This is a genomic window from Kitasatospora cheerisanensis KCTC 2395 (genome assembly GCF_000696185.1).
In the GTDB taxonomy this organism is placed as follows: Bacteria; Actinomycetota; Actinomycetes; order Streptomycetales; family Streptomycetaceae; genus Kitasatospora; species Kitasatospora cheerisanensis.
Map to the genome: position 1 here is coordinate 2,072,513 of NZ_KK853997.1, position 24,346 is coordinate 2,096,858.

General features: G+C 72.9%; 21 protein-coding genes. 15 read left to right on the forward strand and 6 right to left on the reverse strand.

Annotation, left to right across the window (positions count from 1 at the left end):
- Positions 1-227: 227 nt before the first annotated feature.
- The 3 genes from KCH_RS09350 (at position 228) to KCH_RS09355 (ending at position 2,072) form a co-directional block, all read left to right on the forward strand.
- Entirely contained in the window at positions 228-1,133 is a 906-nt protein-coding gene (locus tag KCH_RS09350; protein ID WP_035861230.1) for a spherulation-specific family 4 protein, read from the forward strand.
- A 79-nt stretch (positions 1,134-1,212) separates the two neighbouring features.
- Entirely contained in the window at positions 1,213-1,374 is a 162-nt protein-coding gene (locus KCH_RS41140) for a hypothetical protein (protein ID WP_157031965.1), read from the forward strand.
- A 71-nt stretch (positions 1,375-1,445) separates the two neighbouring features.
- Complete coding sequence (locus tag KCH_RS09355; RefSeq protein WP_244305255.1) at positions 1,446-2,072, forward strand: TetR/AcrR family transcriptional regulator; 627 nt, start codon at positions 1,446-1,448, stop codon at positions 2,070-2,072.
- A 55-nt stretch (positions 2,073-2,127) separates the two neighbouring features.
- On the opposite strand, the gene KCH_RS41145 is transcribed toward KCH_RS09355, so the two are convergent.
- Positions 2,128-3,096: a protein phosphatase 2C domain-containing protein gene (locus KCH_RS41145; protein ID WP_051652915.1), complete on the reverse strand. Its 969-nt coding sequence runs from the start codon at positions 3,094-3,096 to the stop codon at positions 2,128-2,130.
- 788 nt (positions 3,097-3,884) lie between these two features.
- Here KCH_RS41145 and KCH_RS09365 point away from each other — a divergent pair.
- From KCH_RS09365 to KCH_RS09375, 3 genes are all read left to right on the forward strand, one after another.
- A complete protein-coding gene (locus KCH_RS09365) occupies positions 3,885-4,334 on the forward strand; it encodes a hypothetical protein (protein WP_035861233.1) in 450 nt (149 codons plus the stop codon).
- A 111-nt stretch (positions 4,335-4,445) separates the two neighbouring features.
- Positions 4,446-5,138, forward strand: coding sequence for a DUF3105 domain-containing protein (locus KCH_RS09370; RefSeq protein ID WP_084223407.1), 693 nt, complete (start codon positions 4,446-4,448; stop codon positions 5,136-5,138).
- Positions 5,139-5,143: 5 nt separating this feature from the next.
- Positions 5,144-5,821: a DUF305 domain-containing protein gene (locus KCH_RS09375; RefSeq protein ID WP_084224177.1), complete on the forward strand. Its 678-nt coding sequence runs from the start codon at positions 5,144-5,146 to the stop codon at positions 5,819-5,821.
- A gap of 662 nt (positions 5,822-6,483) precedes the next feature.
- Here KCH_RS09375 and KCH_RS09380 read toward each other — a convergent pair.
- Positions 6,484-7,920, reverse strand: a complete 1,437-nt coding sequence (locus KCH_RS09380) for an MFS transporter (protein WP_051652916.1) — start codon at positions 7,918-7,920, stop codon at positions 6,484-6,486.
- Positions 7,921-8,131: 211 nt separating this feature from the next.
- Between KCH_RS09380 and KCH_RS09385 the strand changes: the two genes are divergently transcribed.
- The 3 genes from KCH_RS09385 to KCH_RS09395 all read left to right on the forward strand — a co-directional run bounded on the left by KCH_RS09385 (position 8,132) and on the right by KCH_RS09395 (position 10,859).
- A complete protein-coding gene (locus KCH_RS09385; RefSeq protein WP_035861236.1) occupies positions 8,132-8,629 on the forward strand; it encodes a MarR family winged helix-turn-helix transcriptional regulator in 498 nt (165 codons plus the stop codon).
- A gap of 185 nt (positions 8,630-8,814) precedes the next feature.
- Positions 8,815-10,347, forward strand: a complete 1,533-nt coding sequence (locus tag KCH_RS09390; RefSeq protein ID WP_167574020.1) for a DNA-3-methyladenine glycosylase 2 family protein — start codon at positions 8,815-8,817, stop codon at positions 10,345-10,347.
- A complete protein-coding gene (locus KCH_RS09395) occupies positions 10,344-10,859 on the forward strand; it encodes a methylated-DNA--[protein]-cysteine S-methyltransferase (RefSeq protein WP_035861244.1) in 516 nt (171 codons plus the stop codon). The genes KCH_RS09390 and KCH_RS09395 overlap by 4 nt, the downstream gene beginning before the upstream one ends.
- Before the next feature lie 7 nt (positions 10,860-10,866).
- Here the strand turns inward: KCH_RS09395 and KCH_RS09400 are convergent, their stop codons facing one another.
- Complete coding sequence (locus KCH_RS09400) at positions 10,867-12,978, reverse strand: ATP-binding protein (protein WP_157031966.1); 2,112 nt, start codon at positions 12,976-12,978, stop codon at positions 10,867-10,869.
- Between the two features lie 378 nt (positions 12,979-13,356).
- Between KCH_RS09400 and KCH_RS09405 the strand changes: the two genes are divergently transcribed.
- Positions 13,357-16,524, forward strand: a complete 3,168-nt coding sequence (locus KCH_RS09405) for an AfsR/SARP family transcriptional regulator (RefSeq protein ID WP_035861247.1) — start codon at positions 13,357-13,359, stop codon at positions 16,522-16,524.
- A 432-nt stretch (positions 16,525-16,956) separates the two neighbouring features.
- Here the strand turns inward: KCH_RS09405 and KCH_RS09410 are convergent, their stop codons facing one another.
- Positions 16,957-17,235, reverse strand: a complete 279-nt coding sequence (locus tag KCH_RS09410; RefSeq protein WP_157031967.1) for a hypothetical protein — start codon at positions 17,233-17,235, stop codon at positions 16,957-16,959.
- A gap of 56 nt (positions 17,236-17,291) precedes the next feature.
- Positions 17,292-18,518 carry a hypothetical protein gene (locus tag KCH_RS09415; protein ID WP_244305256.1) on the reverse strand — a complete coding sequence of 409 codons (1,227 nt, stop codon included), beginning with the start codon at positions 18,516-18,518 and terminating at the stop codon, positions 17,292-17,294.
- A 442-nt stretch (positions 18,519-18,960) separates the two neighbouring features.
- On the opposite strand from KCH_RS09415, the gene rsgA reads away from it, so the two are divergent.
- Entirely contained in the window at positions 18,961-20,040 is a 1,080-nt protein-coding gene (gene rsgA, locus KCH_RS09420) for a ribosome small subunit-dependent GTPase A (RefSeq protein ID WP_035861256.1), read from the forward strand.
- Between the two features lie 50 nt (positions 20,041-20,090).
- Here rsgA and KCH_RS09425 read toward each other — a convergent pair whose 3' ends face one another.
- A complete protein-coding gene (locus KCH_RS09425) occupies positions 20,091-21,296 on the reverse strand; it encodes a YihY/virulence factor BrkB family protein (protein ID WP_035861258.1) in 1,206 nt (401 codons plus the stop codon).
- Positions 21,297-21,468: 172 nt separating this feature from the next.
- Here KCH_RS09425 and KCH_RS46560 point away from each other — a divergent pair, with 172 nt between their 5' ends.
- The 4 genes from KCH_RS46560 (at position 21,469) to KCH_RS09435 (ending at position 24,321) form a co-directional block, all read left to right on the forward strand.
- Complete coding sequence (locus KCH_RS46560; RefSeq protein WP_318264789.1) at positions 21,469-21,552, forward strand: putative leader peptide; 84 nt, start codon at positions 21,469-21,471, stop codon at positions 21,550-21,552.
- A gap of 294 nt (positions 21,553-21,846) precedes the next feature.
- Complete coding sequence (locus KCH_RS09430; RefSeq protein WP_084223413.1) at positions 21,847-23,466, forward strand: nitrite/sulfite reductase; 1,620 nt, start codon at positions 21,847-21,849, stop codon at positions 23,464-23,466.
- Positions 23,463-23,639, forward strand: a complete 177-nt coding sequence (locus KCH_RS42415) for a hypothetical protein (protein WP_167574022.1) — start codon at positions 23,463-23,465, stop codon at positions 23,637-23,639. The genes KCH_RS09430 and KCH_RS42415 overlap by 4 nt, the downstream gene beginning before the upstream one ends.
- Complete coding sequence (locus tag KCH_RS09435) at positions 23,623-24,321, forward strand: phosphoadenylyl-sulfate reductase (protein WP_035861263.1); 699 nt, start codon at positions 23,623-23,625, stop codon at positions 24,319-24,321. The genes KCH_RS42415 and KCH_RS09435 overlap by 17 nt, the downstream gene beginning before the upstream one ends.
- Positions 24,322-24,346: the final 25 nt, after the last annotated feature.

The following is a 24,346-nucleotide window of genomic DNA, read 5'->3' on the forward strand; positions in this document are numbered from 1 at the left end:
CCCGCGCCGACGCGCTTTCACCCGTTCGGCGGATGGCCGATCCGACCAATCGGTTGACTGCCCGTCACCGACGCCGTCACTGACCTGCCGTCACCGACCGTCCGTCCGGTCGTCGGTGAACACCGGCGGACGATCTCCGATATCCGGCCTCCACGCCCGGACCGGCGGTTAGCATGCCCGTGCAGGCGTCAGGGGGACGCCCGCCCAGCACCTTGGGGGATCCACGCATGCGCATCCGCGCGAAGGGGCTCGCTGCCCTGTTCCTCGGCTCTCTGCTCGCCGTCGGCGCCACCGCCGCACCGCAGGCCGGCGCCACCACCACCGCGCCGACCACCGCGACCCGCGGCCTGGAGATCGGCGTCCCGGCCTACGTCTACCCGAACCAGCAGATGCTGCTCGACGTCCAGGCCGCGCAGCCCGCGGCGTCGATCGTCATCCTCAACCCGAACAACGGCGACAACCCGTTCGACGCCTCCTGGCAGGCCCGGGCCGACGCGCTGCGCGCCCGCACCACCGCCACCGGCGAGCACACCAGGGTGCTCGGCTACGTGCACACCGAACGCGGCAAGCGCGACAAGGCCGCCGTGCTCGCCTCGGTCCGCAACTACCTGGTCACCGGCGACGGCAAGCTGCACGTCGACGGCATCTTCTTCGACACCACCAGCCGCGAGTGCGGCGACAACAACGCCGAGCGCGACTACTACCTCGACCTGCGCCAGCAGGTCCAGGCGATCGTCCACTCCATCGACCCGGCCGCGCAGGAACTGGTGGTGAACAACCCGGGCACCGCCGTCCAGGACTGCTTCCTGGAGCCCGGCAAGCGCACCGCCGACACCTTCGTCACCTTCGAGGGCACCTACGCCGCCTACACCGCCTCCTACCTGGGCGGCAACGTGTTCAACCTGACCGCCGGCTACTACCCCGGCACCGCGTTCGACCCGAACGGCACCTCCTACTGGCACCTGGTCCACGCCGTCCCGGACGCCGCCGCCATGCACATCGTCCTGGACACCGCGTTCACCCGCGGCGCCGGGTACGCGTACGCCACCGACGACGTCCTCGACAACCCGTGGGACGCCACCCCCGCCTGGGGCTTCGGCGCGGAGACCTCCTACGCCGCCACCATCGGCTGACCACCCGTCAGGCATCCGTCCGGGCCCGCCCCGCCGCCGCGGAGGGGCGGGCTCGGCGCTGACGGGGTGTCATGGAGCCATGACACCCGAAACGCTGGACGAGCTCACCGACGAACTGCTGCGCCTCGCCCCCGGACTGGACCGCGAACAGGCCGCCGCCGTCCTCCGCAGGGCCTACCGGGCCGGCCTCGACGACGGCCGGCACGAGACCGCCGAAGGGCGCGAACACAGCGGCTGGTGACCCCCGGCCACGCCCCCGCGCCACCCGGTGCGGGAGACTGGACCCCGGACAGCCAGCAACGAGGAGAGCGGATGGCCCCGCCACGCACCCGCCGCCCGGCCCGCCCTCGGGAAGAGGTGTACGCGGCCGCCCGCGCCGCCATCGCCGAACACGGCCTCGCCCGCCTCACCATGGCCGGCCTCGGCCAGCAGCTCGGCATGAGCGCCGGCCACCTGCTCTACTACTTCGGCAGCAAGGACCAGCTGCTGCTGGAGACCCTCCGCTGGAGCGAGACCCAGCTCGGCGAACGCCGCACCCGCGAACTCGCCCGCCGCGAACTCCCCGTCCTCGAACGGCTCGCCCGCTACCTCGACCTCTACCTCCCCGAGGGCCCCGGCGACCCCCGCTGGATCCTCTGGATCGAGGTCTGGAGCCGCTCTCCCGGCACTGCCGAGCTCCGCCAGGGCCAGCTCGACATCGAGACCCCCTGGCAGGACGACCTCACCGCGCTCATCACCGAGGGCCTCGACACCGGCGTCCTCACGCCCGTCGCCGGTGCCCCGCCGCCGACCGCGCCACCCAACTCCGCGCCCTGCTGGACGGCTTGGCCGTCCCGCTCGCCATCGGCCTCCCCGCCACCAGCCGCGCGGCGGCCGCCGCGCACGCCGCCTCGGCCGCCCACGCCCTGCTCGGCGCCGTGCCGGAAGCCTGACGCCTGACGTGTGACGGGTGACGGGTGACGGGTGACGGGTGGCTTTGGTGCCTGACGGTGCGTCACTCGGTCCAGACGGCGGCCGCGGTGCGGTCGTCGGCGTAGCCCTTGGCGCGGACCTGGATCTGGCGGAGGAAGTCGACCGTGCCCGGCGGGTGCGGGTGGGCCCAGTGGCTGGACAGGAAGTGGGCGACGGCCGGCTCCTCCGCGATCGGATCGGCCAGGCCCGGGGTGCACAGCAGCAGGATGTCGCCGGAGGTGGCCGGGACCAGGCGGAACCGGAACGGGCGCGGCGCGGGCAGCGCGGCCGGCGGCAGCGGCGGCTGCCCGTCCGGGTGGTGGAGCAACCGGGCCGCGTAGGCGTCGATCCAGTGGCCGGAACGCAGCAGGTACAGGCCGCCCGGCCCGGTGCCGAACGCGACCCGGTGGGTGGCCGCCGGGTCGGTCGACATCAGCAGGCAGTGCAGCGAGGCGGTCTCCTCCGGCACCGGCGCCGCGTCCGGCGCGGGCTCCGCGCCGCCCTCGGCCCGCAGCCGGGCCGCCGCCTGGAGGGCGATCCGCTGCAACCCGTACCGCAGCCGGTCCCGGGCCCCGGCCCGCAGGTCGGCGGCGAGCTCCGCCCGGCTGCGGCCGATCGCCGCGGCCAACTGCCGGGCAGCGTCCGCCGCCGCCGCGCCGCCCCACTCGGCGTCGGCCCGCCGCGCCGGGCCCGCGAGCACCGTCAGCACCAGCCCGTCCTCGGCCTCCCCGAACCGGACGGTGAGCAGCGCGTCGCGCCGCGGCTCGCCCCGGTAGCGGGCGGAGTCCCCGCGGATCGACACGGCACGCAGCGTGGTCGCCGCGAACTGGGCGCCGTCGATGGCGGTGTCCGGCACCACCGCCGCCAGCCCGGCCGGGTCGGACACCGGCAGCGCGGTCGGCTCGGCCGCGTACGTGGGCGGCCGCTCCCCGACGTGCGGCACCGCCGGCGCGTCCGGCTCCCGCCAGGGCGCTCCGCGCTCGGACGGCGGGGCGACGGCGGTGTCCTGCACCGGCGCGTCCGCGGCCGTGGGTTCGGGCGCGGGGGCGGGCTCCGGCTCCGGCTCCGGCTCCGGCTCCGGCTCCGGCTCCGGCTCCGGCTGGGCAACGGCAGGGGTCTTGGTGAGGTTCGGCGGCTCGGACGGCGTCCGGGCGGCCGGGCCGGCCGGCTCGTCCTCGGTGGGCCGGAGTTCGGGCCAGGCGGCCTCGGCCCAGCTGCGCGGGGGCGGTACGAGGTGCGGCGCTTCGGTCTCCGGGGCCGGCGCGGCCTCCGCCGCGGGGGCGGGCTGCGGGCTTGCGCCGCGGGAGCGGGGCCGCGGGAGCGGGTTGCGGGGCGTCCTCGACCGAGCCGCGTTGCGGGGCGACGAGTCCGGCGGCGGTGGTGAACCAGTCGTCCACGGAGCTGGTGTCGGCGGTGGCGTCGGGAGTGTCGGGGAGGGTGTCGGCGGGGCCCGCGTAGACGGTGTGCCACCAGGCGTCGTCGGGTCGGGTCGGCCTGGGTGCGCCCTGCTCGTTCAACTGACGGCTCCTGATCCGTGGGGGTGCCGGACGTCACGCCATTCTTCCCAAGGACCGAGGACGCTGTCCGGGAATCGGAACATCGCACGGACGGGCGGGGAGGGGTTCCGGCCATTGCCGCCCCGAGTCGGCCACCAGCGGGGCTCGTGGGCGCTTCGATGAGCTGTTCGGACGGAAAATCGGAGCCCAAGGGGGGCATCGCTTCACCCGATCGGCTGATTAATATGTGCGCATGACCGCGCCAGGACTTCGCACTCGACCCCGGGAAGGGACCGCGTACGCGGTGCTCCGCCCCGTGGCGGTGCTGTGGTCCCTGCTGCTGGCCGCTCTGCTGGCGCTGCTGCCGTGCGCGGCGAACGCCGCCACCACGAGCACCCCGCCGGCCGGGCCCGTGACGTCCGTACAGGCGGTGCCGGCCGTCCCGGCGGCCGACGCCGTCGCGGACCGCCCCGGCGCCCCGGCCGCGCACCAGCACGCCCGGGCGGCGGACGGCACCGGCCTGCGCATCCTGTGCACCGCCGACGGGCCGTCCAGGATCCCCGGTCACGGCTGCTCCAGCCACTCCTTCTGCGGCCCGGAGTCGCAGTTGCCGAACGCGCCCCCGCAACCCGGCGCGGTCGTCCTGCCGCAGTTGGTTGCCCCTTCCGCCTCGCCCGCCGTCCCGGCGCACGAGGTCCGGACGGGGCCGCACCACGCGCCCGATCTGCACGTACTCCAGGTTCACCGGTCCTGAGCGGAACCCACCGCCGGCCCGTACCCCGCGCGCGGGGCGGTCGGCGGCTCCGCTGCCCCAACCTCACCGCAGACCGCCGTGCACACCACGGCGGGGACAAGGAAGACAACCATGGGTTCCGCCTCCAAGCAGTCCGACCAGAGGCCCACCGGCAAGCAGCCCAAGCCGGGCAGCAAGGCCGCCCAGCAGGCCGACCGCCGGGCCCGGATCGCCGAACTGCGCGCCGCCGAGCAGCGCCGTGAGCGCCGCAACAAGCTCCTCACCATCGGCGTCTCCAGCGTCCTGGTCCTCGCCATGATCGGCGGCGGCACCTGGCTCGCCCTCGACGCCAAGCACAAGAAGGACCAGAAGGCCGCCGCGGCGAAGGCGCCGATCGAGGGCGTCAAGACCTGGGACAACCTGTCCCGCACCCACGTGCAGACCGACGTCAAGTACCCGCAGACCCCGCCGGTCGGCGGCGACCACAACCCGGTCTGGGCGACCTGCATGGGCAACGTCTACGACCAGCCGATCAAGAACGAGAACGCCGTCCACTCCCTGGAGCACGGCGCGGTCTGGGTCACCTACAACGGCAAGGCCACGCCCGACGACATCAAGACGCTGAGCGACAAGGTCAAGGCCACGCAGTACAGCATGATGAGCCCCTACCCCGACGAGGAGGGCACCATCACGCTGTCCGCCTGGGGCACCCAGCTGGTGGTCGACTCGGCGAAGGACCCGCGGGTCGAGCAGTTCTTCACCCACTTCGTGCAGGGCCCGCAGACCCAGGAGCCGGGCGCCTCCTGCAGCTCGGGCGCGATGTGACCGGCGTGACCGGCGACGGCGACGGCGGGCGGACGGCGGAGCAGACCGGCGGCCGGAGCCGCCGGGCGCTCTGGTGGCCGGCCGCGCTCGCCGCCGTGGTCGCGCTCGGCCTCGGGGCGCCCGCGCTGGTCTCCAGCAGCACCCCGGCCGCCGGGAGCTCCGCCTCCGCGCCGAGCACCGACTCGCCAGAGGCCGGGTTCGCCCGCGACATGGCCGCCCACCACCAGCAGGCGATCGACATGTCCTTCATCGTCCGCGACCGCACCCAGGACCAGGCGGTCCGCACGCTGGCCTTCGACATCATCAACACGCAGGCGAACCAGCGCGGCATGCTGATGGGCTTCCTCGACCAGTGGGGCCTCACCCAGGCCAGCCCCGCCAAGCCGATGGCGTGGATGGGCCACACCTACGAGGCCCACGACGGCTCGCTGATGCCCGGCATGGCCACCAACACCGACCTGGAGAAGCTCCGCACCCTCAACGGCCGGGACGCGGAGGTCTTCTACCTCCAGCTCATGCTCGCCCACCACAAGGGCGGCATGGACATGGCCCAGGCCTATGTGGACGCGGCGAAGAACGACGTCGAGAAGCGGCTCGCCCAGACCATGGTCAACGGCCAGAAGGCCGAGATCGACCTGATCACCGACATGCTCACCGAACGCGGCGCCAAGCCCGCCTCCTGAGCCCGTCACCCCCAGGGGCGCCCCCGGAACCACCGGGCGGCGCCCCTTCCGCTTCCCCGGCATCCCACCGAACAGCCGGACGCCATCCGTCCGTTGACGGCACACCAAGGAAGACGACCAGCCTGCGCCCCCAACGGGCGACCGGCACGCCACGACGGACGCGTGAACCAACAGCCGTACGGAAAGGACCCGTTGACCGCACGCCGACGACAACGCCCGGCCGCCGCCTCACGCCACCGCGACATCCCGTGCGCCGGTTGAGCGAACAAGCTTGCGGCGTCCGGCAGTTGCCAACACCCCGACAAGGACGACCGGCCCCACCCTCTCTGGCCGCACACCAGCCCCAGGCAGCCCCCTGGGGCACCTACACCCGCCCACTGCCCCGGCACCCGGGCGGAGAAGCCACGGGACGGAAGCCCCGACGACGCGCCCGCCGACCGAACACCCCCACGGCGCGCAGCCGTTGACGCCACACCGCCGACGAGAACCCGCCAACGCCCCGGACCACGCACCGCACAACCCCGAGCACCGAACCCACCCCAGCCACCGGACGCCCTTATGGAGTCCAGCCGTTGACGACACGCCGCCGATGGCGACCGGCGGGCAGGGCCGTCCGCAGACACCTCAGCACCGTCCCGTCGCTGCGCCCCGTTGACGGGGCGTCAGCGTGCGGACAGGCGGGCTGCCAGGAGGGCGATCGCCGCGAGGAGGAGCAGGACCACCCGGCTGCCGAGGGCCGGGCCGGCGAGGTGGACGGCCAGGACGGGGAGGGCGGTGCCGAGGGCCGTGCCGAGGCTGCGGACCATGTTGACCAGGCCGCCGCCGACGGCCGAGCTCTGGGCGGGTATGGCGCGCATGACCAGTGCGTTGTTGGCGGGCAGCAGCAGCCCGAGCCCGTAGCCGGCGACCAGGAGTGGCGCGACCGCCGCGCCGGGCCCGGCCGCGGGCAGGACGGCGAGCAGCAGCAGCCCGCCGGCGGCGGCCGTCGCGCCGACCCGGCAACGCACCGCGTCGCTCCAGCCGCGCGGCAGCAGCCCGCCGCCGACCGTGGCGGCCAGCGCGAACGCCGCGGGCAGCGCGGTGATCACCACACCGGCGGTGGCGGCGGACACGCCGCGGTCGGACAGCACGACCGGCTCCAGCACCAGCGGGCAGAACAGCAGCAGGTAGCCGATCAGCGCCACCACCAGCCCGGCCCGGATGCCCGGGGTGTTCATCAGCCCCGGCGGAATCAGCGGCCGGTCGGCGCGCCGCTCCTGCCGGACCAGCGCGGCGGCCGTCCCGGCGGCGAGCAGCGCCAGCACGGCCACCGCCCAGCCGGGCAGCGGCAGTCCGGACGCGGCGGACAGCGCCAGCAGCAGCGCCGTGGACGAGGCGGCGAGCAGCAGCAGTCCGGCCAGGTCGAACCGTCCGCCGTCGGTCCGGCGGGGTGCACGGCGGCCGTCGGGGAAGGTGCGCGGGAGCAGGAACCAGCCGGCCAGGATGCCGAGCGCGCCGATCGGGACGTTGATCCAGAACGCCCAGCGCCAGGAGGCGTGGGTGACCAGCAGCCCGCCGAGGGTGGGGCCGAGGGCCAGGCCGAGGGCCTGGGCGGCCGCCTGGATGCCGAGTGCGGTGCGCATCGCCCGCTCCGGCACGCCGCGGGCGACCAGGGCCACGCTGTTGGCCTGCATCATCGCGCCGCCGACCGCCTGCACGGCCCGGCAGGCGACCAGCACGGTCAGGCTGCCGGCGAGCCCGGCGCCGAGCGAGGCCGCCGCGAACACCGCGAAGCCGCCGAGGTACATGGTCTTGCGGCCGACCAGGTCGGACAGCCGTCCGACGGGGGCGAGCAGCGCGACCAGCACCAGCAGGTACGACAGCGACACCCATGCGACGGCGGCGAAGCCCGCGTCGAAGCGGCGTTCCAGCGCGGGGAACACCAGTGAGGTGATGCTCGCGGTCAGTTGGCCGAGGAACGCGCCCAGGCAGACGGTGCCGACGGCCAGCCAGTGCGCGTGCGGCCAGCGGGCGACGGCGCGCGGACGCGGGCGCTCGGCGCGCCGCAGGGCGTCCTGCACGGTGTCGAGCAGCCGGGTGGCGGCAACGGGTTCGGCCATGAACCGAATATATCTGCCACCGAGATAATCGTACAAGGAGTGTTTCCGGGCCCGAGGCATCTGCCCGCCCCGAGCGTTCCCCCGGCCGCCCATCCGCCGGCCGACCGCCCAGGCCGCCGACCGGCCCGCCGTCCGACCGAGAAGTCGTCCGTGCTGGTCAACGGCCGGACAACGGGCGGCACCGACAGCGGCTGGCGATACGCTGTCCGCCATGTCCTCGCAGCACCGGCCCGCGCCCGGCCCCGACGCACCGGACACCGACGCGCTCGCCGGGGCCCAGCAGCTCACCGACGTGATCACCCGGCTGCGCCGTGCCCTGCGCAGCTCCATCCGCTCGGAGTTCCCCTGGGAGGCGCTGCCGATGGCCCAGGTGGAGCTGCTCCAGACCCTCGCCGTCGCCCCGATGCGGGTCGGTGAACTCGCGGCCCGGCAGCGCCTCGCGCCGAACACCGTCAGCGGCCTGATCTCCAAGCTGCTGGACGCCGGGCTGGTCGACCGGCAGCCCGACCCCGGCGACCGCCGCACCGCCCGGATCGCCCTCACCGAGGCCGGCCACCAGCAACTGCGCGACTGGCAGAGCGCCCACGAACGCCGCCTGGCCGGCGCCCTGGCGAGCCTCACCCCCACCGACCGGGCCGCCGTCATGGACGCCCTCCCCGGCCTCGACCGCCTCGCCCACTCCCTCGCCGGCACCGACCCGGCACGCTGAGCACCCCGTCCCGGCAGACCGACCCGGCGGTCCGTCCCAGCAGGCCGTCCCGGCGCGCTGAGCACCCCGTCCCGGAACCCCGCCCGCGGCCCCGCCCGACAACGCCCGGCGCCCGCCCGGCCCCGCCCACGGCGATGTCCGATTCCCGCCAGTCGGGGGTCCGGCGATGGCGCAGACTGGATGGCGTGATCGACGACGAGACCAGGTACCGAGCCGTGCACAGCCGGGACGCCCGCTTCGACGGGGTGTTCTTCACGGCCGTCCGCACCACCGGCATCTACTGCCGTCCGAGCTGCCCGGCCACCACCCCCAAGCGCACCAACTGCAGCTTCTACCCGACCGCGGCCGCCGCGCAGGGCGCCGGCTACCGGGCCTGCCGCCGCTGCCGGCCCGACTCGGTACCGGGCTCGCCCGAGTGGAACCACCGCGCCGACCTGGTCGGCCGGGCGGTCCGGCTGATCGGTGACGGCGTGGTCGACCGCGAAGGCGTCGCGGGGCTCGCCGACCGGCTCGGCTACAGTGCCCGCCAGCTCCAGCGGCAGCTGACCGCCGAGCTCGGCGCCGGCCCGCTCGCGCTGGCCCGCGCGCAGCGCGCGCAGACCGCCCGACTGCTCCTGCAGACCACCGAACTCCCGGTCACCGACGTGGCGTTCGCGGCCGGCTTCGCCTCGGTGCGGCAGTTCAACGACACCATCCGCGAGGTCTACGACCGCACCCCGAGCACGCTGCGCACCGAGCACGGCGGCCACCGCCGCGCCCCCGCCGCGGCCGGCCGGCTCGGGCTGCGGCTGGCCTACCGGGGCGCCATCGACACCGAGCACCTGCTGGACTTCCTCGCGCTGCGCGCCGTCCCCGGCGTCGAGGAGGTGGTCCCGGGGCACCGGCCCGGGACCCGCACGTACCGGCGGACCCTGGCCCTGCCGTTCGGGCACGGCGTCGCCGAGGTCGACGGGCTCGCCCCGGGCGACCGTCCGACCCGCGGCTGGCTGGACTGCCGGCTCACCCTCACCGACCTGCGCGACCTCACCACGGCGGTGCACCGGCTGCGCGCCCTGTTCGACCTGGACGCCGACCCGGACGCGGTGGACGACCGGCTGGCCGCCGATCCGCTGCTCGCCCCGCGCGCCGCGGCCCGGCCCGGGCTGCGCTCCCCGGGCCACGTCGACCCGCACGAGCTCGCCGTCCGGGCCGTCCTCGGCCAGCAGGTCACGGTGGCCGCCGCCCGCACCCTGGCCGGCCGGCTCGCCGAGCGGTACGGCACCCCGCTGCCCGCCGCCGACGGCGGTTTGCGGCTGCTGTTCCCGACCGCGGGCGCGCTCGCGGCCGCCGACCCCGAGCACCTGGCGATGCCGCAGTCGCGCCGCCGGGCGCTGCTCGGCCTGTGCGCGGCGCTCGCCGAGGGCGCCGTCCGGCTCGACCCGGGCGTGGACCGCGAGCAGGCCGCCGCCGGACTGCTCGCCCTCCCCGGCATCGGCCCGTGGACGGTCGGCTACCTGCGGATGCGCGCCCTCGCCGACCCGGACGTCTTCCTGCCCACCGACATCGGCGTCCGCGACGGCCTGCGCGCCCTCGGCGAGAACGGCGACCCGCGCTCCGCCGCCGACCGCTCCGCCGCGTGGGCGCCCTGGCGCTCCTACGCCCTGCACCACCTGTGGTCCGCCGCCGCGGCCCACCACACCTCCCTCCGCACCCGCGACACCCGCAAGGAACCGGCATGACCACCGTCTTCACCACCATGGACAGCCCGCTCGGCACCCTGCTGCTCAGCGGAACCGTCGACGACCGGCACGGCTTCGCCCTGACCGCCGTCACCGCCCCCCGGCAGAAGTACGCGCTCACCGAGCCCGCCGCCGACTGGCAGCCCGACCCGGAGGCGCTCGCGCCCGCCGTCGGGCAGCTCACCGAGTACTTCGCCGGCGAGCGCACCGCGTTCGACCTGCCGCTCGCCCCGGTCGGCACCGAGTTCCGCCGCCGGATCTGGGAGACCCTCGACGACATCCCGTACGGCGCCACCCTCACCTACGGCCAACTCACCGACGCCGCGGGCCAGTCCCCGCGCGCGGTCCGCGCCGTCGGTGGCGCCGTCGGCGCCAACCCCCTCCTGATCATCCGCCCCTGCCACCGCGTCATGGGCGCCAACGGCAGCCTCACCGGCTTCGCCGCCGGCATCGACGCCAAGCGCTGGCTCCTCGCCCACGAGAACGGCCGCGCCGCGGACCAGCTGTTCTGACGGGCCGTCACTCCGAAGGAAGCTCCTCCAGCCGCCGGGCGAGCCGGGTGATGTCGGGGGCGGCGACGCTGCGGTACAGCTCGTACGAGGCAGTGAACCGCTCCCGAGACAGCTCCAAGTCGCCCTGGGTCAAGGCCAGTTCGCCAAGCCATTCGATACTGCGGGCCTGCCAGTGCGGCGCGCCCACCGCGACGAACCCGGCCCGGGCGCCCTCCAGGTCGGCCCCGGCCTGCCCGTACCGCCCGGCCATCAGATACGCCCGCCCCCGGATCGCCTGTGCCCGGAATACCTCGTACTGGTCACCGACGGCCGTGAAGTCCTCGATGGCTGTGGATAGTTGCCGCACGGCCTCGGCCTCGTTCGCGGCATCCGTCGCGACCTCGCCGAGGCCGACCCGGAGCAGACCGACGCCCCGCCGGTAGCCGATCGCCTCCCACAACACCAGCGCCTCCTCGAAACGGGCACGCGCGGAGTCGAGCTCGCCGAGGTCGCGGTGCGCGTGTCCGAGCCCGATCAGGGCCTGCCCCTTGCCCTTCCGGTCGCCGATCTCCTCGGCCACCACCAGCGCCTGCGCGAACCAGTCTGCGGACTCCTGGATCCGGCCGGCGTTGCGCCGCCCCTGCCCGAGGGAGGTCAGCATCCGCTGCTCGGCGATCCGTTCCCCGACTTTGCGGGCAGCGGCCAGCCCCAAGGTATTGGACTCCAGTTGCATCGCATGCGGCCGAAGGCGGACGAACATCGGCTGCATCGCGTCCGCCAGCTGCCAGGTCAGCGCGTACTGGCGGCGTCGGGCCGCGTCCCGGAGCACGGCCATGAGCTGGTCGCGTTCCCGGTCGAACCAGTCGAGCGCCGCCGTCTCCTCGGTGAACCCCGGTACATGCAGCGGAGGTTGACGGTAGTCCCGAGCCATCCGGCGGTGACTGGGCATGATCAGCGCCTCGGCCTCGGTGGTCGCGGCCAGATAGTGATCACCGACCCGTCGCACGGCGGCCTCGCACTGTTCGGGCGGATCCTCGGCCTGCCCACGCTCCCTGGCGTGCAGCCGGACCAGGTCGTGGAACCGGTAGCGGCCGTCGCCCCGCTCCTCCAGCAGGTGCGCGCCGGCGAGCAGGTCGAGCATGGCATCGGCGTCGGCCAAGGAGAGTTCTGCTGCGGCACCGGCCGACTCCGGCGTGAACTCCGTCACCGGGAGCTGCCCGAGCACTCGGTACAGCCGGCCCGCCACCTGGTCCAGCACCCGGTACGAGGCGTCCAGCGCACCGCGCACCGCGGTCTCCCCGTTCAACCGCAACGCCGCCAGCCGGTCGACTTCCCGGCGCAGTGCCTCGGCGGTCGCCGCGAGCGGCTGGCGGGGGCGCGACGCCATCCGTGCGGCGGCCACGCAGATCGCCAGCGGCAGTCCGGCGCAGCGGCTCACCACCTGTTCCACTGCGGACAGTTCGGCGGCGACCCGGTCCGCTCCGATCCGCTGGATCAACAACTCGGTGGCCACGTCCCGGTCGATCAGACCGACCGGGAAGACTCCGGCGCCGTCCATGGACAGCCCGTCCAGCCTGGTGCGGCTGGTCACCACCGTGACGGAGCCCTCGGCCCCAGGCAGCAACGCGCGGACCTGGGCGGCGGTGGCGGCACTGTCCAACAGGATGCCGACCCGGCGGCTCGCCGTGGCGGAGCGCCAGAGTGCGGCCGCCTCGTGCAGTTCGGCCGGCACCTGGGCCAGGCCCAGCGCCCGCAGGAACGCGCCCAGCACCTCAACCGGATCGGTCGGGCCACCAGGAGCATGACTGCGCAGGTCGGCATAGAACAGCCCGTCCGGGAACTCATCCGCCCGACGGCGCAGCCAACTGCCTGCCAGTGCGCTCTTCCCGACCCCGGCCGGCCCGGTCAGCAGCAGGCAGCGCCCGCCCGGTGGCGGGGGCGCATTCAACTCCCGGTCGAGCGCGTCCAGTTCCGCCTCGCGCCCAAGGAGTCGCACAGGGGCGGGTGGAAGCTGGTGCGGCACTGGAAGCAGCGCCGGAGCGTGCGAATGAATGTGTACGCCCCCTTGAACGTCGCCCGCCTGAAACGCGACGCCCTCGATCCGGGCTTGGCCGGCGACGGAATTGTGATGGCCTTTCACGTGCTCGTTCCTCCACTGGGTCGATCGATACGGCCGTGCCCGGGGTGGTGCGACAACGCCTCTCGCCCCTCCACCGGGAGCCGGACACCCGACGAACCGTCGCGGGACGCCCACGCCGGCCGCCGCATCCCCCCGCTTCGCCGAGTCGTCCGGCGCCGGACTGTTTCGACGCAGGTGGCGCCGGTCGGGGCGGACGGACCAACCGTCGACACCGCCCTCCGGGCGGGGGCGGCAGCTATACCAGACGAGTGCGACAGCGGCCGGAGCAATAGGGGAAAACTGGCGAAGTGAAACTCAGAGGTGCTATAGCAGCATGCCCCCACCCGTGCCATGCTCACCTCCTGCGCGTCCGAGGAACCGGCGACAGGAGGCACCCAGGTGTATCTGCACTTGTTGGGAGCAATCGAACTGACGGCAAGCGGAAGGCCGTTGTCGATCAGTTCGTGGAAGGTCCGAATCCTGCTGGCCGCCCTGGCCGTGGATCTGGAACGTCCGATCTCCCCCGCCGTCCTCGCCGAACGCCTCTGGGACGGAGAGCCCCCGCCAAGTGCCATCGGCACCCTGCAGGTCTACGTCTCCCGACTGCGGACGGCACTCCGCCACGCCGCCGAACTCGACACCGAATCCGGCGAGCGCCCGGTCGAGATCGTCTCCCGCCCCGGCACCTACGCCCTCCGCGCCGAACCCGACCAGATCGACTGGCACGCCTATCGCCGTCGGGCCCGCCAAGCCCGCCGTTTCGTCGAAGCGGGCGACGACCGGCGGGCCCTCGACGCCCTCGACGATGCCGACGACTTCTGGCAGGGCGACCCTCTTGCCGGCCTGCCTGGCGAGTGGGCCCAGCAGACCCGCAAGGTCATGCAGGACCAGTGGCTCGCCGCCCAGTTGACCCGCACCGAAATCGAATTGCGCCTCGGCCGGTACGCCGACCTCGTCCCCACCCTGGCCGAACTCGCCGACAAGAACCCGTGGAACGAGAAGGTCGCCACCCATCTGATGACGTCCCTCTACGGCAGCGGCCGCATTGCCGAGGCCCTCGCTGTCTACCGGCACATCCGTCATCGACTCGACCACGACCTCGGTACCAGACCCGGCGAACGCCTCAGGACCCTCAACGATCTCATCCTCAACGGCGCCAACATCACCACCCTTGTCCCCCGCCCGGCCGCACCTCCTGTCGCCCTCGCTGGGCCGACCGCTCCCCCTGCCCAGCGCCAGAGGGCCCGGCAGCGGCCCCAGGGCCTGCTGGCCGTCCCCGAACTGTCCGGCCGAGAGTCCGAGTTGGCGCTTATCACCGCCGCTGCCCGGGGCGAGCGGGCGGGCCGGAGCGACGATCTCGGTGCCGCGGAGCAAGGCCGGCCTGTGGTCTCCATCAGCGGCCTGCCCGGAAGCGGAAAAACTGCTCTTGCCACCTCCGCAGCCGATCGCCTGCAGGGCCACTTCCCGGACGGCGTTCATGTGCTTCGACTCGGCACCTACTCGGGCGCCCAGCACGACCCCAGCCCCGAGGCCGCAGCCACCGCGCTGCTGCGGCAGTTCGGCGTCCCGGCCGCCCGGATCCCCGTAGAACGCGAGGAACTCCTCGGCCAGTGCCACGAGTTGCTCACCCAGCGGCAGGCCCTGATACTCCTCGACGACGCCGCGGGGCCCGGTCAGATCGGGCCGCTGCTTCCGTCCAGACCCACCTCGTTCGTCCTGGTGACCAGCCGTCACCGGATGGCGGCGCTCCCGTCCGTCGTCACCATCCCGCTTGACGCGCTGTCCCCGGCCGCGTCCGCCGAGATGTTCGTCCGCCTGGCCGGCTCCGACCGGACCGCCGACGCCGACCGACTCGCCGAGATCACCCGCTTGTGCGCCCACCATCCCTTGGCCCTCCACCTCGCCGCCGGACGCTTCCGCTTCCGCTCCTCCTGGACCCTTGCCCACCTCGCGGACCGCCTCACCCGCAACGGCCTTCTGGACGAGCTCGGAGACGGCCCCGACAGTCTTTGCGGCGCATTGGCCATGTCCTACCACGATTTGTCAGAACAGCATCAGATGGCGTTCCGCCGGCTGAGCCTGCACCCCGGCCCCGACTTCGGCCTGCACACTGCCGCGGCACTGATCGGCTGCCCGATCGACCGCGCGGAGCGGCTGATCGAGGATCTGCTGTCCGCGAGCCTGTTGGCGGAGCACTCGCCGGAGCGGTTCAGCTACCACTCGCTCGTTCGAGCCTATGCGAGCGCCCAGGTGCGGCAGACGGAGTCCCCCGAGGACTGTCGAGCGGCCGTACGACGGTCTGTCAGCTATCTGTGCCGTACGGCGAATTGGGCGGACCGAAAGATCCATTCCGATCGCTATCGCATGGAGCTCGCGCTGTTCGGTGACGAGTTCGCCGTGGATGAACCGCCCGTCGGTGTCGAACCGGCGGACGAGGTGGGGGCGAAGCGCTGGGTGGACGCCGAGATCGAAACGTTGACAGCCCTTCAAAGAGACTTGTCCACCTCGGGAGACGGCGAGACAGCTGCTGTTCTCGCCCACGTCGTCAAAGAGCACGTGGAGTCTCGGCAGCTGTGGCGAGAGGCGATCGACATACATCGCTCGGCCGCCGAGCACTGGCGGGAATCAGGTGCCGACCTCCCCGAGCTGCACGCACAACTCGCGCTTGCCACTGCCGAGTTACAGGTCTCTCGGTATCCGTCGGCCGAGCACGCCGCGAAGCGCGCACTGGACCTCGCCCGGGCAGCCGACGACCGCCGAGGCACCGCCACCGCACTGGGACGCCTGGGCGAGCTGCGCTGGCACCAGGACGACCTGCACGGAGCCCTGCGACTACTGGGCAAGGCGCTCGACATCCTGCGCGAACTCGGCGACGCCTCGGCAGTGGCTCGCGCCGTCGGCAACCTCGGCATGGTTCAGAGCCAGCTGGGGGATCCGCGAAGCGCGATCGACAGCCTGCACGAGGCACTGTCGTTCTTCCGCGGCATCGACGAGCATTCGACAGCCTTGAAGATCACCAACAACATCGGCGGACTTTATCTGGAGATCGGCGACAATTCCGCCGCCAGGCAGGCCTTCGAGGAGGTTCTGAGCAAGGGCAGGGGGCTGATCGGTGAAATGGATCTGGCAATCTCGCAATCGAACCTCGCCAGCCTCTTCGAGATTCCGAAGGAAACCGATCGGGCAGTCGCTCTGGCTTCCTCTGCCATCAACATCTTCCGCCGGTCCGGCGCCCTTCGCCATCAGGCCATCGCGATGAATGTCATGGGTCGAATCCTGCTCGACTCCGGGAATCCGGATTCAGCCCTCGAACTGCACTCGGAGGCATACCGGATCGCCCGTTCCGTCGGGGCCCCGCGCGAGGAGGCGGACGCCCTCAGTGGTCTGGACCAGGCACAACGGCTACTGCCGAACCGCCAGCACGGCACCGGCACAGTCCAGTACAGCCCTCCCACCCCCGACGGATTCGACGACCGCCCGCGCGGCGAAACAGCGACCGAACGGACCCTGGACCGCTATCGCGAACTGCTCCGCCCCGAGAGCCGCGCAACACCCGATGGATCTTGACTATTATCATTCAAACGTCTCCGTCACGGCTTCGCTAAATTACTCGCCAGTCACTTGGGGAGGGGACCCAACCTCCTGGGTCCAATGAAGCAGAATGGCGAGGTTGGCACCGAACCTTGTATGGTCGTCGCGCAAGTGATCGACTGCCCTCAGGAAGAGCTGACCGTTAGTGCCAGAATCTCCAATGCGCGACGGCTTCAACGCGCACCGTGCTGCGCCTGCCTCGTTCGTGAACCACCGCACCCTCTCGCCCCTGGGCTCCATACCGGGGACACCTGGCCGCAGCGAGCCGGGCACCTGCGCCTGGATCGGGATCTGGCTTTTCGGCTTGCCGTTCTAGCCGGACGTCAGCCGCAAGCTGTTGGTACCACCCGAGCCGCGTCCCGGGCGACCCCGGGACGCGGCTCTCGCGTTCCTCTCATCTGCTCCGTGCTACCGGAGGATCACAGCGCCCGCAGCGAGCAGTGCGTGGACCAGCGATCCGGCCACCACCGTCGCGTCCGGCGCTCCATTCGGTGCCGCGTCCGCCAGGCGGATCGTCGATGCGCCGCCGCGGAAGTGCACGTGCACCGACCCGTCCGCGCCCAGTACCGCGAGCACCGCGCAGCCGGGATGGCGCCGCCACAACTCCTCCGCCGTCTCCGGAGTCCCGCCGTACAGCACGTCCGCCAGATGCCGAACCCGGGCCGGTTCGTCGATCCGGGCCGCCACGTGCCGGTCGTACCTGGGCCCGCTCCCCGGCGGACCGGGCAAGCGGACCGTCACCTTCACTGCCATCTGGCGCCTCCTGCGAGCGGGGCGGGCAGCGGAAGCGGCGGCTCGGTGGGCGGGTACGCCGGCTCGCCCAGGTTCAGCACCCGGTAGAGCAGGCGGCGGATCCGCGGCAGGAACTCTCCCGGCTCCGAGGAGATCCGGGCGCCGATCTCCGCGTACGCCTCCGACCGGTACCTCGCGTCGGCGTAGGCAAGCTGGCAGGCCAGCGGGCGGGCCGGGTCCAACGCCGGGGCGGTCATCGCCAGTTGCACACCCGGTGAGCGCGGGTTGACGTCCCGGTGCGGGAACCGGGCGAGCAGGATGCGGGCCCGGGTGAGCGTCGCGTACAGCGTGACGGAACCGTGGTCACCGATCACGTAGTCGGCGGCCACCAGCATCGGCCGCCAGTCCACCTCCTGCGTCACCAGCGAAACCGACCCCCCGGAGACCCCGTCCACCCACCGGCGTACCTGCCAACGGCCGTGCCCCGCTGACACGTTGGGGTGAAGGACCAGCGCGGAGCGGAACCGACCTGCGGGCAGTTCGCGCACCAGTCGCGGCAGGAACGCGTCCAACCGTCCGAACACCGAGTTCGGCCCCCAGGTCGAGCAGAGCAGAACCAACTGTTCCCCGTCCGCCAGCCCGAGTGCCGCCCGGTACTCCGCTCGCCGGGGCAGCGCTGCCGTGATCCGGTCGTGGTCGCCGTCGCCGACCACCTCCGCCACCGGCAGCACCTCCGGACAGCTCCGCTCCAACTCCGTCAGGTCGTCCCGGTGCGCCAGCGCGTACGCCGCCGCATTCGGCCGGCCCTCCCACAGCAGGTAGTCCCGGCCCAGGCCGGCCACCTCCCGCTCGTGCTGCACCGTGCCGGCGCCGCCCTGGTCGCGGACGCCGCTGACCGAACCCACCGGTGGCAGTGCGCGGGTCAACTGCAGGTGTCCGGCTCCGTGCGGCAGCCGCACCAGCGGGCCGCGCAACTGCTCGATGCCGCGCGAACCGGCCGCCAGGATCAGGTCGAACTCGGTCCGAACGGCCTCCTCCCACGGCACCACCGTGCCGCCGAGCCGCATCAGGAACGCGGCCGCCCCGTCGTTGAACGCGTGCGGCGCGACGGTGAAGACCACCTGCACGCGCAGATCCGATCCCAGCAGCTCACAGAGTTCGAGCAGCCGTCGGCCGTACACCTCGGTGTGCACCACTGCGAGCGCCCGCTTGCAGCCGGGCATAGTCGCCCATGCCACGAGGCATCCCCCCTCTGTCCTTCCCGGCCTCCCACCGGACGGCGGTGCCCCGTGCACCACCGCAAAGCAGAGATGTCCGCACGCGGTGGCGGGACGACTGGAGAACCCTTGCGGATCCTTGCGGAACCCTTGCATCAAACTTCCGTGCCTTCTAGGGGAGTTGATGGCATCTCGGCGGTGCGGGAAATTCGGTGGCGGCCGATGCGGGTTGGTACTAGCGTGGCGTGCGCCGATGGAGGGCACCCCAGGGCGGGGTGCGCGAGGCGTGTCGCCGAAAGAGGAGGTGAGGACCGTGAGGCCTGTCCTTGCAGGTGTTGTTTCCCGCGTTCAGAAGTCCACCGAGTCCTGTCCCCACTGGCTCGCGGCCGCCCTCGAACCGGTGTCGCCCATACGCTGACACCAGGCCGGCCGGGGCCACCCGTTCCCTCGAAGGGTCCACCCCGTGCTTTCCACCATCACTGCCCACCCGCTCGCCGGCCTCGGCTGGGACGAGGACCGGGCAGCCGCCTTCCACCCCCTCGCCGAGACCGGCCTGCTCGCCGGGCGGATCACCCGCATCGACCGCGGCCGCTGCGACGTGCTGGTCGTCGACCCCGAGACCGGCGAACCCACCACGCTGCGCGCCGACACCCGCTCGGTCACCGGCGCCGACACCGTCAACAACCCGTGCACCGGGGACTGGGTGGCCGTCGACCCGGCCGCCCGGCCGGTGCCCGTCGTCACCACCGTCCTGCCCCGCACCACCGCGATCATCCGCAAGGGCGCCCACAAGCGCTCCGAAGGTCAGGTGCTGGCCGCCAACATCGACACCGTCCTGATCGCTGTCTCGCTCGCCGCGGAACCCGACCTGGGCAGGGTCGAGCGCCTGCTCGCCCTCGCCTGGGAATCCGGGGCCGAACCGCTGATCGTCCTCACCAAGTCCGACCTGGTGCACGACGGCGAATTCGTCCGGGCGGACGTCGAAGCGGTCGCACCCGGGGTCACCGTGCTGACGGTCAGCGCCGAGACCGGGGACGGCATGGACGCCCTGCGCGCCCTCGCCACCGGCACCTGCGCGCTGATCGGCCAGTCCGGCGCGGGCAAGTCCACGCTCACCAACGCCCTCGCCGGGACGGACGCCATGACGGTCCAACAGGTCCGCACCGTCGACGAGAAGGGCCGGCACACCACGACCACCCGGGAGCTCCTCCCGCTGCCCGCAGGCGGCGCCGTCATCGACACCCCCGGCCTGCGCGGCGTCGGCCTCTTCGGTGGCGAGGGCATCGAACTCGCCTTCGCCGACATCGATGCGATCGCCGCGGACTGCCGCTACGACGACTGCTCGCACCGCACCGAACCCGCCTGCGCCGTCCGCGCCGCCCTCGCCGACGGCACCCTGCCCGAGCGCCGCTGGGAGTCCTTCCTCAAGCTCCAGCGCGAGAACGACTGGATCGCCTCCCGCACCGACGCCCGCCTCCGCGCCGAACGCGCCCGCCACCACAAGTCCCGCACCAAGGCGGCCCGCAAGGCGTACCGGGTCTGAACCGACTAACCGCCCGCACAACCCGGGGCGCGCCTCGGCCACTGACGGAGCTACTTGCGTCCGCGCCGCACCTTTCCGAAGCGCCGCCGCAGGTCGTCGTGCGGCAGGAATCCGGCCCACCGTTCGGGGTACTCGCTGGGCGGGGCCTCGTCGTCGTCCTCGTCGAACAGTTCCTCGTCGTGGCCGTCGGCGAGGCCGAACTGGCGGGTGCGTTCGGCGCGTTCGGCGGCCCGCCGGGCGGCGGCCTCGCGGCCGCGCTGGACGGCGGCGTCCTCGCTGAGGCGCTCGACCTCGGCGCGGGCGTCGGCGGTCTCGACGGCGGGCCAGCGGCGGTCTATGGCGGCGTTCATCGCGGCGCCGATCAGGACGGCCAGCGCCACCACGAAGATCCACAGCAGCACGGCGACGGGGGCGGCGAGCTGCCCGTACACGGAGTGGCCCTCGACGGAGCTGATCAGGTAGAGCCGCAGGGCGACGCTGCACACCACCAGGACCAGCAGGGCGACCAGCGCGCCGGGGATGTCCTCGCGCCAGGGCGTGCTGACCGGAACGGCGACGTGGTAGAGGGTGGTGAGGAAGACGATCAGCAGCAGGATCGCGGCCGGCCAGTACAGCGAGCTGATCACGCCGGCCCAGCTCTGGAAGGTGTTGATCAGCAGTCCGGGCCCGGTGACCAGCAGCGGCAGCACCAGGGAGCCGATGACCAGCGCGCCGAGGTAGAGGCCGAGCGACATCAGCCGGGTCTTGACCAGGCCGCGTTTGCCGTCGAGGCCGTACATGACGGTGATGGTGTCGATGAAGATGTAGAGCGCGCGGGAGCCGGACCAGAGCGAGAGCAGGAAGCCGATCGAGATCAGGTCCGGCCGGGCGCTGCCGAAGACGTCGTCGAGCAGCGGTTGGACGATCTGGTCGATGGAGCTCGGTGAGAGCACCGTCCCGGATGCCGAGACGATGTCCGCCTTGAGCCGCACGATGGTGCCGGCGCCGAGGATGTCGTCGAGGTAGCCGAGGGTGCCGGCCAGGCAGAGCAGCAGCGGCGGGATGGAGAGCAGCGTGAAGAACGCCGCCTCCGCCGCGAGGCCGGTGACGCGGTACTCGACGCAGGTGTTGGTGGTGTCCTTCACCAGCGCCCAGAGGGTCCGGTACCAGGTGGTTCGCTTCGCGGCGCGGCGGCGGCCGCCGCGGCGGCGGGCGGGCCGGTCGACGGCCGGTCCGGTCCCGCCGGGTGGATGCGGAGTACTCCCTGCTGCTTGCACGCCCCTACGGTATCGGCCCGCACTCCTGGACCGATGCGCCGCCGCCGGGAACTGACGGGCCGCAATGCGCGGAGCGGCCCGGCATCGCCGAGTGTCCCGAGATGCGGAACACCAAGGTCCAGGATTCGGACGTTAGTGGACCGCGAGTCGCTCGCCGTGCGAATCTCTTGCCATGTCTAGCGCCGGAACCACCCTAGTTGGCCGACTCCACGTCGACCTCCTTCGCGTGTCCAGCGCCATCTGTCCGGTGACCTGAGCCCCACTCGCACGCCGCCACCGCACCGGCGCCCTGCTCGCCCATCCCCGCCGTCGCGGATGCGCGCACCACCGACCCCGGCCCAGCGTCACCCTCCCGCCGCCTGCTGATCTCCGCAGGTGGGAGCGGGGGCGTGCCCGGGAACCGTCTGCACCCTCGCACCTGCCAAGCCGCTCAAAGGACTGACACCATGGCCCGCACTCCCGAAACGGTCGAGCCTCAGGCCGGCGCCGCCCCCGCGGCCCGCCCGCCGCCCGCAAGGTGACCCGCCACCGCGGCGAGGGCCAGTGGGCGATGGGGCACTTCACCCCGCTGAACGCCAACGAGCAGATGAAGAAGGACGACGACGGTCTCAATGTGCGGACACGCATTGAGACGATCTACTCCAAGGGCGGCTTCCAGTCGATCGACCCGGCGGACCTGCGCGGCCGGATGCGCTGGTGGGGCCTGTACACCCAGCGCCGCCAGGGCATCGACGGCGGCCGCACCGCGATCCTGGAGCCGCACGAGCTCGAGGACGAGTACTTCATGCTCCGGGTGCGCATCGACGGCGGGCAGCTGACGACCGCTCAACTGCGCGCCATCGGCGAGGCGTCCGAGCAGTACGCGCGCGGCACCGCCGATGTGACGGACCGCCAGAACGTGCAGTTCCACTGGGTGCGGATCGAGGACGTCCCGGCGATCTGGGAGAAGCTGGAGTCGGTCGGCCTGTCCACCACCGAGGCCTGCGGCGACTGCCCGCGCGTGGTGATCGGCTCGCCGGTGGCGGGCATCGCCGCCGACGAGATCATCGACGGCAGCTGGGCGATCGAGGAGATCAACCGCCGGTACATCGGCAAGCCGGAGTTCTCCAACCTGCCGCGCAAGTTCAAGACCGCGGTCTCCGGCTCGCCGCTGCTGGACGTGGTCCACGAGATCAACGACATCGCGTTCGTCGGCGTGGTCCACCCCGAGCACGGCCCGGGCTTCGACCTGTGGGTCGGCGGCGGCCTGTCCACCAACCCGAAGCTCGGCGTCCGGCTGGGCGCCTGGGTGCCGCTGGAGGACGTCCCCGAGGTGTGGGCCGGCGTGGTCGGCATCTTCCGCGACTACGGCTACCGCCGCCTGCGCAACCGGGCCCGGTTGAAGTTCCTGGTCGCCGACTGGGGCGTGGCCAAGTTCCGCCAGGTGCTCCAGGACGAGTACCTGAAGCGGGAGCTGACGGACGGTCCGGGCCCGGAGCAGCCGGCCGGGCGCTGGCGCGACCACGTGGGCGTGCACCCGCAGAACGACGGCCGGTTCTACGTCGGCTTCGCGCCGAAGGTCGGCCGGCTGAACGGCAAGCTGATCCAGCAGATCGCCGACCTGGCCGCCGAGCACGGCTCGGGCCGGCTGGCGACCACCGTCGAGCAGAAGCTGATCGTGCTGGACGTCGAGCAGGACCGGGTCGACTCGCTGGTGGCCGGCCTGGAGGCGCTGGACCTGCGGGTCACGCCGTCCACCTTCCGCCGCGGCACGCTGGCCTGCACCGGCATCGAGTACTGCAAGCTCGCGATCGTCGACACCAAGGACCGCGGCCGTACCCTGATCGACGAACTGGAGCGCCGCCTGCCGGAGTTCGACGAGCCGCTGAGCATCAACATCAACGGCTGCCCGAACGCCTGCGCCCGGATCCAGACCGCCGACATCGGCCTGAAGGGCCAGCTGGTCACCGACGCGAACGGGCAGCAGGTCGAGGGCTTCCAGATCCACCTGGGCGGCTCGCTCGGCTTCGAGAACGCCGCGTTCGGCCGCAAGATCCGCGGCCTGAAGGTCACCAGCGCCGAACTGCCCGACTACGTCGAGCGCCTGCTGCTCCGCTACCAGGCGGACCGTCAGGACGGCGAGCGCTTCGCCCAGTGGGCGGTGCGGGCCACCGAGGAGCAGCTGTCGTGAGTGAGCGCGCTGCACCGTTCTACTGCCCGTACTGCGGGGACGAGGACCTGCGGCCGTCCGAGGGCGGCCACGGCGCCTGGGAGTGCCGGGCCTGCCGCCGGGGCTTCCGGTTGAAGTTCCTCGGCCTGTTGTCGACGACCGACGGGGGGACCGGACATGACGACCGCGACTGACTACGAGGCGGCCGCGCTCAAGGCCGGCCGGGAGCTGGAGGAGGCGTCCGCGCAGGAGATCCTGCGGTGGGCGGCCGACACCTTCGGCAAGCGGTTCTGCGTGACCTCCTCGATGGAGGACGCGGTGGTCGCGCACCTGGCGTCGACCGTGCTGCCCGGCGTGGACGTGGTGTTCCTGGACACCGGCTACCACTTCCCGGAGACCATCGGCACCCGGGACGCGGTCGCCGCGACCATGCCGGTCAACGTGATCACGCTGACCCCGAGGCTGAGCGTCGCCGAGCAGGACGCCGAGTACGGGCCGCGGCTGCACGACCGCGACCCGGACCTGTGCTGCTCGCTGCGCAAGGTCGAGCCGCTGAACCGCGGCCTGGGCGGCTACGACGCCTGGGCGACGGGGCTGCGCCGCGACGAGTCGCCGTCCCGGGCGAACACCCCCGTGGTGGCGTGGGACGCCAAGCGCCGCAAGGTGAAGCTCGCCCCGATCGCCCGCTGGACGCAGGCCGACGTGGACGCCTACGTGCAGGCCAACGGGGTGCTGCTGAACCCGCTGCTGTGGGAGGGCTACACCTCGGTCGGCTGCTCGCCGCTGTCCTGCACCGCCAAGCCCGGCGAGGGCGAGGCGGGCCGGGCCGGCCGCTGGGCGGGCTCCGGCAAGACCGAGTGCGGCATCCACCTCTGAGCCGCCACCACCTGAACCACCGTCA